Origin of the sequence: Moorella mulderi DSM 14980 (assembly GCF_001594015.1) — a bacterium.
GTDB lineage: Bacteria > Bacillota > DSM-521 > Neomoorellales > Neomoorellaceae > Neomoorella > Neomoorella mulderi.
In genome coordinates this window covers 15,759-27,533 of the sequence record NZ_LTBC01000010.1, presented here as the reverse complement: position 1 = coordinate 27,533, position 11,775 = coordinate 15,759, and the positions used below count along the sequence as shown (strand labels likewise).

At 58.2% G+C, this 11,775-nt stretch carries 9 protein-coding genes; 2 read left to right on the top strand and 7 right to left on the bottom strand.

The genetic code is table 11. From position 1 onward, the window contains the following. Positions 1-256 precede the first annotated feature (256 nt). From uvrA to MOMUL_RS11005, 4 genes are all read right to left on the bottom strand, one after another. Positions 257-3,172 (bottom strand): excinuclease ABC subunit UvrA, encoded by a 2,916-nt coding sequence (gene uvrA, locus MOMUL_RS11015; protein WP_062284915.1) that lies wholly within the window; start codon positions 3,170-3,172, stop codon positions 257-259. Between the two features lie 260 nt (positions 3,173-3,432). Next, entirely contained in the window at positions 3,433-4,104 is a 672-nt protein-coding gene (locus tag MOMUL_RS11010) for a DUF1638 domain-containing protein (protein ID WP_153018368.1), read from the bottom strand. 160 nt (positions 4,105-4,264) lie between these two features. After that, positions 4,265-4,396: a hypothetical protein gene (locus MOMUL_RS17560; RefSeq protein WP_269085210.1), complete on the bottom strand. Its 132-nt coding sequence runs from the start codon at positions 4,394-4,396 to the stop codon at positions 4,265-4,267. A 58-nt stretch (positions 4,397-4,454) separates the two neighbouring features. After that, positions 4,455-8,078: a UvrD-helicase domain-containing protein gene (locus tag MOMUL_RS11005; protein ID WP_062284912.1), complete on the bottom strand. Its 3,624-nt coding sequence runs from the start codon at positions 8,076-8,078 to the stop codon at positions 4,455-4,457. Positions 8,079-8,222: 144 nt separating this feature from the next. On the opposite strand from MOMUL_RS11005, the gene MOMUL_RS11000 reads away from it, so the two are divergent. Both MOMUL_RS11000 and MOMUL_RS10995 read left to right on the top strand, forming a co-directional pair. After that, entirely contained in the window at positions 8,223-8,480 is a 258-nt protein-coding gene (locus MOMUL_RS11000) for an AbrB/MazE/SpoVT family DNA-binding domain-containing protein (protein ID WP_062284910.1), read from the top strand. Continuing rightward, positions 8,459-8,932, top strand: a complete 474-nt coding sequence (locus tag MOMUL_RS10995; RefSeq protein WP_062284908.1) for a type II toxin-antitoxin system VapC family toxin — start codon at positions 8,459-8,461, stop codon at positions 8,930-8,932. Before MOMUL_RS11000 ends, MOMUL_RS10995 begins: the two co-directional genes overlap by 22 nt. 46 nt (positions 8,933-8,978) lie before the next feature. On the opposite strand, the gene uvrB is transcribed toward MOMUL_RS10995, so the two are convergent. From uvrB to MOMUL_RS10980, 3 genes are all read right to left on the bottom strand, one after another. Beyond that, positions 8,979-10,973 carry an excinuclease ABC subunit UvrB gene (gene uvrB / locus MOMUL_RS10990; RefSeq protein WP_062284907.1) on the bottom strand — a complete coding sequence of 665 codons (1,995 nt, stop codon included), beginning with the start codon at positions 10,971-10,973 and terminating at the stop codon, positions 8,979-8,981. A gap of 99 nt (positions 10,974-11,072) precedes the next feature. Continuing rightward, on the bottom strand, positions 11,073-11,267 hold the full coding sequence (locus tag MOMUL_RS10985) for a hypothetical protein (RefSeq protein WP_062284905.1): 195 nt from the start codon (positions 11,265-11,267) through the stop codon (positions 11,073-11,075). Positions 11,268-11,280: 13 nt separating this feature from the next. Further along, on the bottom strand, positions 11,281-11,718 hold the full coding sequence (locus MOMUL_RS10980) for a DUF3782 domain-containing protein (RefSeq protein ID WP_062284904.1): 438 nt from the start codon (positions 11,716-11,718) through the stop codon (positions 11,281-11,283). Between the last annotated feature and the right edge of the window lie 57 nt (positions 11,719-11,775).

Here is an 11,775-nt window from a genome sequence, read left to right as displayed (position 1 = left end):
TTCGGACCGTTGCACGCCGCCTGCGGATTGCCAATGAACAGGCTACTGGTTCAGCAAGCTTTAATCCTTCTATGAGTTGGCGTTTGTTCCCTCGCAAATGCTCGCTCAGGCGTCCTCGGCAGCGGCAACGGTTAGCCTCACCTCGCCTGTCCTTTTGACCTCTGCTTCGCTATTCACGGCTCCGGGACATACCCCTGCCTTTACAGGCCCATCTTTTGTTCATGAAGTGGTCGCTATTCCATGCCAGATTTCTTATTTACTCCTGCCCTACTACCCGGGGCAGGTCCTGATGCCCACCCTGGGGCCGGTGCTCCGGGCTTCCTTCCAGGTCCCGGCCCGCCTGCCTCTCTTTATCCCGCTCCAGGACGGGGGCCAGGAACTGGCCGGTATAGGATTCCGCCACCCGGCAGACCTCTTCCGGCGTGCCGGTGGCCACCACCCGGCCGCCGCCTTCACCGCCCTCGGGGCCCAGGTCGATGATATAGTCCACCGACTTGATGACATCCAGGTTGTGCTCAATTACCACCACCGTATTGCCGGCATCCACCAGGCGCTGCAGGACGTTCAACAGCCGCTCGATGTCGGCCATGTGCAGGCCGGTGGTGGGCTCGTCCAGGATATACATGGTCCGGCCGGTGCTGCGCCGGGCCAGTTCCGCGGCCAGCTTCACCCGCTGGGCTTCCCCGCCGGAAAGGGTGGTGGCCGGCTGGCCCAGGGTGATGTAGCCCAGGCCCACGTCCTGGAGGGTGGCAAGGCGCCGGTGCAGGCGGGGAATGGCGGCAAAGAATTCCGCCGCCTCGTCCACGGTCATGGCCAGGACGTCGGCAATGGATTTTCCCTTGTATTTTATGGCCAGGGTCTCCCGGTTATAACGCTTCCCCTGGCAGACTTCACAGGGTACATAAACGTCGGGCAAGAAATGCATCTCAATCTTAATGATACCATCACCGCCGCAGGCCTCGCAGCGGCCGCCCTTCACATTAAAGCTAAAGCGCCCCGGTTTGTAACCCCGGGTGCGGGCCTCCGGGGTGGCCGCAAAGAGGGCGCGGATGTCGTCAAAAACACCGGTATAGGTGGCCGGATTGGAGCGCGGCGTCCGGCCGATGGGCGACTGGTCGACCTCAATGACCTTGTCCAGGTGCTCGGTGCCGGTAATGGCCTCAAAGGCCCCCGGGTTGGTCCGGGCACCGTTCAAGCGCTGGGCCAGGGCCCGGTAGAGGATCTCATTGACCAGGGTGCTCTTGCCGGAGCCGGAAACACCGGTAACGCCGATAAACAGGCCCAGGGGAAAGCTGACATCGATATTTTTCAGGTTGTGCTCGCGGGCGCCTTTAATGGTCAACCATTTGTCGCCCGGCCGGCGCCGCCTTGCCGGCACCGGGATACGCCGCCGGCCGCTCAAATACTGGCCGGTGAGGGAGCGGGGATTGGCCATTACTTCTGCCGGGGTACCGGCCGCCACCACCCGGCCGCCCTGCTCCCCGGCCCCGGGACCAATGTCGATGATATAGTCGGCGGCCCGCATGGTATCCTCGTCATGCTCGACGACGATGACCGTGTTGCCCAGATCCCGCAAGCGCTTCAAGGTGGCAATCAGGCGGGCGTTGTCCCGCTGGTGCAGGCCGATGCTGGGCTCGTCCAGGATGTACAGGACGCCCATGAGCTGCGACCCGATCTGGGTGGCCAGGCGGATGCGCTGGGCTTCCCCCCCGGAGAGGGTGGCCGCCGCCCGGTCCAGGGTCAGGTAGTCCAGGCCCACATCCAGCAAAAACTGCAACCGGGCCTGGATTTCCTTTAAAATCTGGCGGGCGATTATCTCCTCGCGCTCGCTTAAAGTTAAATTGCGCAAAAACCCGGCGGCCGCCCGGACATTAAGGGCCGCCACTTCGCAGATATTAAGGCCGCCAACCCGGACGGCCAGGGCTTCCGGTTTCAGCCGCGCCCCTTTGCAGGCCGGGCAGGGCTGCTGGCTCATATAGTTTTCAATCTCCGCCCGCGCCCACTCCGACTGGGTTTCCTGGTAGCGCCGCTCGAGATTGGGGATGACCCCCTCAAAGGGGGCTTCGTAAGTGCGCCGGTCACCAAAACGGTTGGTGTAGCGGAATTTAATCCGCTCCTGCCCGGAACCGTAAAGGATAACCTGCAGGTGCTCCGGCTTGAGCTCCCGTACGGGCACATCCAGGCTGAAACCGTAATGTTCAGCCAGGCACTCCAGTATCTGCTGGTAACCGTTATTGCTGCGGCTCCAGGGCGCTATGGCCCCTTCCCTTAAGGTAAGGTCGCGATCGGGAATGACCAGGTCGGTATCGACCTTCATAGTTACACCCAGGCCGGTACATGCCGGGCAGGCGCCGTAGGGATTATTAAAAGAAAAGAGACGCGGCGTGATTTCCGGCAGGCTGACGCCGCACTCGATGCAGGCGAATTTCTCGCTTAAAAGCAGCTCTTCCTGACCGGCGATATCGATAAGGACAATACCATCGGCAAGCTTTAAGGCCGTTTCCAGGGATTCGGCCAGGCGCGGGGCCACCCCCGGCCGCACCTGGAGGCGGTCCACGATTACCTCAATGGTATGTTTTTTATTCTTAGCCAGGTTAATAGTCTCGCTCGTTTCCCGGATCTCGCCATCAACACGAACGCGCACGTAGCCCTGCTTACGAATCTCCTCCAGGACGCTGCGGTACTCCCCCTTGCGGCCCCGGACAATGGGGGCCATAACCTGGAAACGGGTTCCTTCCGGGTAAGCCAGGAGACGGTCCACCATCTGGGAAACCGTCTGGGGCGTAATGGGCCGGCCGCACCGGGGACAATGGGCGCGGCCAATATGGGCAAAAAGCAGCCGCAGGTAGTCGTAGATCTCCGTCACCGTACCTACCGTGGAGCGGGGGTTATGGCTGGCCGTCTTCTGGTCAATGGAAATGGCCGGGGATAGTCCTTCGATAACGTCAACGTCAGGTTTGTCCATCTGGCCTAAGAATTGCCGGGCATAGGAAGAAAGGGACTCTACATAACGGCGCTGTCCCTCGGCATAGATGGTATCAAAGGCCAGGGAAGACTTCCCCGACCCCGACAGGCCGGTAATGACTACCAGTTTATCCCGGGGGATAGTGACGTTAATATTCTTCAGGTTGTGGGCCCGCGCCCCCTGGATGACAATTTTATCAGTGGCCATAATATACCCCCTCGGGAAATTCCCTGGGCTTATCGCCAGGCGTAAAACCTGGCCAGGGTAATACCTTGCTTCTCCGCCAGTATTATACCATAAACGCCAGTAAGGGCATACCTGGAGGGAATAATCAGGATGCTGCTATCGAATGGAAGGGCGGTAAGCTTCCGCCTCTAATAGCATTTTGATGAGCGTACAAAAATTAAGACCGGGTATTTACCCGGTCGCGGAATCAGTTTACTTACTGCCTTAGCCTTATCACCCTGTCACTGGCTCAGAATATTCCCTGCCAGCCCCAGTTTATCGGCCTCAATTGCCGTTCCAGGAGCAATCTTAATTATATCGTCACCTTCGCCATGTAAAAGGCGAGCCAGCCACTCCAGGCTACCTTTAATTTCATCCGGAATAAGACTAAAGGTCGTGGCAAATAACCTGACAAACTCTCGATCTTCCTCCCCAGCCTGTTGTCCGGTATCAATATAAGTTACCCGCGTATAGGCCTTCAGCATCTCGCCTATAACCCAGCGAGCCGTTTCCTCCCCGTAAAGGGATAGGCAGCGCTGGTATTCAGTATAAGAGTTCTCACTGAAAGCGACCCAGCCGGGGCTGAAGTAGTAGGCGTAGCCCTTCAGCGTATCTTCCTGGCGGGCCCGGCAGGAACCCAGGAGGAGGTCAATGCAGTCATTGGCTCCAGGAAATACCAGGTCGCAATACCTGGCTTTAAGACCTGCGATGCCATTACCACAAAGCCCGTAACCCAGGATAATCCTGCCGCGGAAACCCCCGGCTTCTAATTGATCAATGTTTTCCTGGATGGTAGCCCGCAGCTTTTCCGGGGTCCGGTGCAGGCCCTGCTTTAAAAATATGGCTTCGTCCGGCTGCACGCCCAGGCTTTCCAATTCGTAGCGCAAAACTTCGCAGGCGATAATGCGCCGCATCAAGTTTAATGTTACCTCCCCCTATGCTAGTCTTATAAACATATTACTATAATAAGCAAACTCCGGGAACCATTAAAAAAGACCGGGTATTAAATCCTGCCGGGAAAAACGATTTAACTTAAGCGGGGGCATTGCCCCCCGCATTAAGCGCACGCTTATACTAATCTAACTCAATAGGATACCTGCCATACTTCTTAATGGCGTCCCGCATAGCCAGGGCGTTTTCCAGCTTGGCGTAGCTGGGCAGGCTGTTGGCGCTGCTGCAGATATAACCGCCACCCGGCGCCGCCACCCAATGCGTTCCTTAACCTCGTAATTCCGTTAAGGGTGCTGGTTTTAAAGTCCCATTTTTAAAACAGGCTGAGTTGTTTATATTTCCCTTCGTCATCATCCTGCTTCCCCTGTGCCTTTCCGGTCCAGACCTTTTTCTCCAGGCACTCCGGAGGTATTTCCAGCAGGAAAGGAGAGGGCCGGGAAGGTACCTTTCTGCCAGCAATAGTCCTGCTGCGGGATGATACCAGGATCAATATATCCCGCGCCCGGGTAAGGCCGACGTAAAACAGGCGGCGTTCCTCAGCCAGGTCGCTATCAGCCAGGGTTGAGGCTTCCCGCTCTTTTAGGGGAAGCATCCCGTCTTCTACACCGGCAATAAAGACCACGGGGAACTCCAGCCCCTTGGCTGCATGGAGAGTCATCAGGCTTACTGCTTCGGGGGTAGTAACATTGTTGCCCCAGCGCTCATAGTCTGCTTCCCCGGCCAGGACGACCCCGCGCAGGAAGGCAGAAAGGTCGTTAAAACGCGCTGCCACCCGCATAAGGCGGTTCATGCTTGCCACTCCCTGGAGGTTATGCTCCTCCAACCAGCGGGCCAGGAGGCGCTCAGGAGGTTCCTGGCGCATTATGGTCCTCCAGGTCTCCACAGCATTCCTGAAGGCCAGCAAACCCTTCCTGGCTGCTGCCCCTGGCGACGCCTCGCCTGCCGTTAACCTTTCTATGGCCTGCCAGGCCGGGCAATGCATCTGCCTGGCTGTCTCCCGGACCAGGGCGATATCTCTTTTATCCTGGCCAAAGGGGCCCGCACCGAGGCAGCGATAAATATGGAAATCGTCTTCCGGGTTGACCAGGCACCAGCAAAAGGCCAGGGCCTCCCGTACCGGCCGGTCTTCCAGGAAGCTTTCGCGGCCTACCAGCCGGTAGGGTATCCCCTCCTTCAGGAAACATTCTTCCAGGGTCTCTAACTGGCGCCCCGTCCGGGCTAGGACGGCTATATCGGCAAAACCGAGGGCTTCCCCTGCCATCCCCCTCGGGACTTCCACGGGTGCCATGCCTCCCTGGCCGTGGGCCTGAAGCATGGTCGTGCCGCCTACCAGGCGGCCGATCTCCCTGACAATGGCGATGCCCTCAGCCATCTCACCGGGGACCTCCAGGTGAAGGATCGGGGGCCCCTCCTCCTTTGCGGCGACAAGAACCTTGTCGCCCGGAAGTTTAAGGCCAGGATGCGGGTTATGGGCGATTACGGCCGCAGCCGCCCGGAGGATGGTGGGCGTGGAGCGATAGTTGCGGGTTAGCCGGAAAACCCGTGCAGCCGGGAAGTCCTCCTGGAGCTGCCGGAAAAAACGGTTACTGGCCCCGCGAAAGCCGTAGATGGCCTGGTCGGGGTCGCCGATGACGAAGAGATTGCCGCCGTCGCCGCTCCAGAGCCTGATCAGCCGGTACTGGACCGGGTTGACGTCCTGGAATTCGTCAACGAGGAGGTGGGTAAACCGGGCCAGCAGCCTTTTAACCTCCGGGGTGTCCTCCCCGGCAGCCATCCAACCGTCCAGCAACTCAACCGCCAGGAGCAGGAGATCATCGTAGTCCATGACACCGTATTCGGCCAGCCGCTCCTGGTAGGCGCTGTAAACTGGCCGCAGGTCCTCCGGAACCCCGGGGGATGAGGGAAGCAGGCCACGGCTTTTTAGCAAGGAAATCTGCCGCTGCAGCTTCGGGGCCTGCCGGGAGCCGCCCCTCCCGCTTTCCTGGAGGATCTCTGCCAGGATGCTCCTGGCGTCGCTCTCATCAAGGACGGTGGGCTGCTCCCTGCCGGTAAAGGCCGGAGCCATCGCCCGGTCCTGTCCCGGCCGGCACCGCAGCAGGTCCAGGCAAATGCTGTGAAAGGTGCCAATGGTTAAATCCTCAATCCCCCCGGCCTCCCCCAGCAGTTCAACCACGCGCTGCCGGATTTCGGTGGCAGCTTTATTGGTAAAGGTGACGGCCGTAATCTGGGCGGGAGAAATGCCTCGCATCCCTATTAAGTAGGCCAGGCGGTGGACCAGGGTGCTGGTCTTACCCGTGCCCGGCCCGGCCAGGACAATAACCGGCCCTTCTACCGCGGTGACTGCCAGCCGCTGTTCCTCATTGAGGCCGACCAGGGGAACCCCGGGGCCTGTTACCGCCTTAACCGGAACGGGTTCCCCACCGGCAGGGCCTGCGGGCTGGCTTGGGTCCTCCGCTATAGATGGCGTCACCCCTCCCCCTGCCGGCACGGCTAACTCCTCCGGGGCTGCCCGCCGCCTCGCCTGCGCTGCCGCATAGCTGCCCTTTGCCGCTGCGTTCTCCTTTACGGCCTTACCGGGTTTAGTCTTTTTCCCGGCTGTGCTTGCCTGGCAGGTACTTGTAGCTGCTGTGGCAGCAATCTCCCCGGCTTCCATAAACAAGCTGGCCTGCCCCGCGCAATACTCCCTCTCCTCCGGCCGGAGCAGCAGGATCCGGCCATACTCGCCATCAAAGCCCGGCTGCCTCTCTACCTCGCCAGCGCGCATGCGCCGGATGGCTTCAGCCACCGGCGTTCCGGCCACCCGGGCGATGGCCTCCAGGGGGGCCTCCCGCAGCACTACCAGTTCCGGGCCCAGGCGGTGGAGCAGGTTAAAGTAAAGGGCGGTGACCTTTTTAGAAGCGGTACCCGTTCCCAGGGCTGACGCCAGCACCTCCGGCAGGGGAACCAGGCTCTCGTAAGAACGGGCGCCCTCCGGCCGAAACCCCTCTTCCCGGTCGGCTAGTTCCTCCACCCGGTGCAGCACGCCAACGGTCACCTTGCGGCCGCAGACGGGGCACATTCCACCTGCCGCCCGCGTCCGGGCCGGCGGCCAGCAGATATTACAGGCCCGGTGGCCGTCGTAGTGATACTTGCCTTCCTCGGGAAAGAACTCCAGCGTTCCCAGGAAACCAGCCGCCTCCCGTTCCTGCAGGGCCCGGCGGATGGCCGGGTAGGAAAGCTCTGTGTTGAAGATGTTGGCCTCCCTGGCCAGGTGGCGGGGAGAATGGGCATCGGAATTGGAGACAAGGGTAAGGCGGTCCAGGGCTGAAAGGCGCCAATTCATGGGCGGGTCGGAGGAAAGGCCCGTTTCCACGGCGTAGATGTAATCAGCCAAGTCCTCAAAACACTCTTCTATACTGTCAAACCCCGAGTTGGCGCCAAAGAGGGAGAAATGGGGGGTCCAGATATGGGCCGGGATAAAGATGGCTTCCGGGCAGGACTCGAGGGTCATCTCCAGGAGCTGGCGGCTGTCCAGGCCGAGGATAGGCCGGCCGTCAGAATGAAGGTTGCCGATCCCTTCCAGGCGGCGGCTGAGGGCTTCCGCTGCCTCAAGATCGGGCAGGAGGATGAGGTGGTGGACTTTACGGGTGCGCCCGCCTTTTTTATAGATGGTGCTGATTTCCCCGCTTATAATAAAACGCACGACGGGTCGCCCGGCAGGGCCGGTATCTTCCTCTACTGCCCGGCAGAGTTCCTCCTTCAGGCGGTAAAGGCCCTCCTCCGCCGGTTCCAGTTTATTTTTCAGCTCCTCCCGCCAGGCCGGGTGGGTAAAATCGCCGCTGCCCACCAGGGTCACGCCTTTATAAAGGGCCCAGCGGTAGAAGTTTTCCGGGCTGGCATCTTTGCTCGTGGCCCGGGAATAACAGGAGTGGATGTGGAGATCGGCAATAAATGGCAACTTTAATCACCCATAATTAATTTTAGCACCTTTCCCCGCCGCCTGATAGCCCGAATTAAAAAATCTTCTTATCGGGTAAGTTGTTGTCAAAACCACTTAGCGGCCGTATAATAGTAAGTAAGAAAATGATTTGGAGGAAATGAAATGGATCAAGCCATCATAAAAGTTTCCAGTAAGCGCCAAATAACCATACCTGCCGCCATTTATAAAAAGCTTGGTATCCAGCCGGGACAAAAATTATTGTTGGAAGTACATGGAGATAAGCTTATCATTTGGCCCAAAACTAAAAGTTATACTGAATTGCTGGCCGGATCATTAAAGGGTATCTACGGCCAAACCAAAGAAGAGATAGACGTCTATGTCGGGAAGGAACGCGAAACATGGGAAAAGACGCCTTCTTAAACAAGATTGCCGGTTTCCAGCGCTTACTCCTCGATACAAATACCATAATCTATTTTTTGCAGGGTATTAGCCCTTACGACACTATCTTAAATCCTTTATTCGGCCTTTTTGAACAACAAAATCTAGAAGCTGTCATTTCTGTAATTACCGAAACAGAACTCCTGGTTGGGCCTCTAAAGCAAGATAATCAAGAAGCGCTAACTATGGTAAAATTATTCCTGGACGATTTTCCAGGCCTCAAGGTAATCCCTATTTCGCGCCAGATTGGCCAAATGGCTGCAGCCATCCGGGCAAAAACAAACTTGCGTCTTCCTGACGCCCTTATTATTGCTACAGCAAAAACAGCCGGGTGTGGGGCAATTATCGGTAATGACCGTGCCTGGTCTAAAATTAATACACAGGTAGCAGCTATACCGGAAGTAATTCTACTTGACCTCTATGTCGATGGTTGATAAAACCTTGTCCTGCCGTGCCCGGGATGCGGCAGCTCGCCTCAATTTACCCGGCTTGTAGCCGTAGTTCCAGGATAGCGTCGCGGAGTTCGGCAGCGCGTTCAAAATCCAGTTGTTTGGCAGCAGCGCGCATCTCTTTCTCTAGCTGGCTAATCAGGGATTGCAGCTCCCGTTTACTAAAGTGGCCCTTTTTCTTTTCCTTAGCCTGAGATTGGCTCGCCTGGTACCTGGCCGGTTCCTCGGCCACCGTGGTTTCAATAATATCCCGCACCGGTTTGCTGACGGTCCGGGGGATAATGCCGTGCCGGCGGTTGTACTCTATTTGCACCTGGCGGCGGCGGTTGGTTTCATCTATGGCCCGCTGCATGGAGGCGGTAATGGTATCGGCGTACATGATGACCTGGCCGTTGGCGTTGCGGGCGGCCCGGCCGATGGTCTGGATCAGGGAGCGCTCCGAACGCAGGAAGCCTTCCTTATCGGCATCCAGGATGGCCACCAGGGAAACCTCCGGCAGGTCCAGCCCCTCCCGCAGCAGGTTAATCCCCACCAGGACATCAAAAACCCCCAGGCGCAGGTCACGGATGATCTCCATCCGCTCAATGGCGCCGATATCGGAGTGCATGTAACGCACCTTGATGCCTACTTCCCGCAGGTAATCGGTCAGATCCTCGGCCATGCGCTTGGTCAGGGTCGTCACCAGGACGCGCTCATTTCGGGCCACCCGTTTATTTATCTCGCCCACCAGGTCGTCAATCTGCCCCTTTACCGGCCGCACCAGGACCTCGGGGTCCACCAGGCCGGTGGGCCGGATGATCTGCTCCACCACCTGCTGGGAGTGTTCCAGTTCATAGGGCCCCGGCGTCGCTGAGACATAGATTACCTGCTTGATGCGCTGGCAGAACTCCTCAAAGGTCAGGGGCCGGTTGTCCAGGGCCGATGGCAGGCGGAAACCATACTCCACCAGGGTCGCTTTCCGGGAACGGTCGCCTTCATACATGCCGCCGATTTGGGGCACGGTGATATGGGACTCATCGATGATCAACAGGAAGTCGTCGGGAAAGTAATCCAGCAAGGTATAGGGCGGCTCCCCCGGCGCCCGGCCGGTCAGATGGCGGGAATAGTTTTCGATGCCTTTACAGAAGCCTACTTCCCGCATCATCTCCAGGTCAAAGCGGGTCCGCTGCTCCAGGCGCTGGGCCTCCAGGAGCTTCCCCTGCCGCCGCAGTTCCTGCAGGCGTTCCTCCAGCTCAGCCTCAATGCTTTTTAACGCCCGTTCCATCTTGCCTTCTTCTACCACATAGTGGCTGGCCGGGAAGATGGCCACATGCCGGCGCCGGGCCAGAATCTCTCCCGTCAGAGTGTCGATCTCCAGCAGGCGTTCGATTTCATCGCCAAACATTTCCACCCGCACGGCCTTCTCATGGTAGGAAGCCGGGAAAATTTCAATCACGTCGCCGTGGACGCGGAAAGTGCCCCGCTTGAAGTCGTAGTCGTTGCGGCTGTACTGGATGTCCACCAGCTTCCGCAAAATGGCGTCCCGGTCATATTCCTGGCCCTCCCGCAGGGAGAGCATCAGGGTGCTGTAGTCCTCCGGCGAACCCAGGCCGTAGATACAGGAAACGCTGGCTACAATGATGACGTCCCGCCGCTCAAAGAGGGCGGCGGTAGCCGAGTGGCGCAACTTGTCGATCTCGTCGTTGATGGAGCTGTCCTTTTCGATATAGGTATCAGTCTGGGGCACGTAGGCCTCCGGCTGGTAATAGTCGTAGTAGCTGACAAAATACTCGACGGCGTTGTCGGGAAAAAACTCCTTGAACTCGCCGCAGAGCTGGGCCGCCAGGGTCTTGTTGGGGGCCAGGACCAGGGTGGGCCGCTGCACGGCCTGGATGACCTGGGCCATGGTGTAGGTCTTGCCGGTACCCGTCGCCCCCAGCAAGGTCTGGTGGCGGTAGCCTTTCTGCAACCCCTCCACCAGGGCGGCAATGGCCTGGGGCTGGTCGCCCCGCGGCTGGTAATCTGACTTCAGGACAAAGGGCGGCATGGCGCTTCCCCCTTCCGGGAGCTATTATAACACAGCGGCCCGGGGTATACTAGCCCGGGCCAGCCTTACCGTTAACATTGCATGCCGAAGCGATCTTACTTAACGTTCATATGAGGCAACGAGAATTATTCCCTCCTGGCCGGCTAATTCCGAAGCTGCAGGGTGAATCAGGTAGCCAAACATCACTTTTAGTATTTCGCCCTGGAGTGAAGCTCCTGCCCTGGCAACCTTACGCGCAAAGGCTTTTACTTCCCGGCTGTAGATGCGTGCCTTTACCTCGCCAAGCACTGTCACCGGCCGCCCAGCTTTAGTTCCGGAGCCAAAAAGATCGATTTCCACCGGGCTCGCCGCCAGCATCTATATATTTCCTGGTAAGCTTATCTATCTTTACGCCCAGGTTACGTTCGAGATAACCTGGTAGGACCACCCTGGCTATATCCTCCAGTCCAAAACCCATAGTAGCGGAAAGGGAACCCACCTGACGCGCCAGCTGTTGTAATTCCGCTTCCGTCCTTTTCTGAGCCTCGGCCAGCTCCTCAAGCCTTTCCTCGGTACGCTTCTGTGCTTCGGCCAGCTCCTCAAGCCTTTTCTTGGTGCGCTTCTGGGCCGCAGCCAGCTCTTTGACTATATCTTTAAGTTCCTCGAAATCTGTACGGGTAACCTTGATTTCCGCCATGCGCTGATCAACTATAGCTATAATAGCATGGTATAATTCTGGAGTTATACCTCTAAATTCCGTTGCCATCGCGTCTAGCCTCCTTTCATGGCATCTTATAAAATCCATCCAGTCGCCTCTACTGGC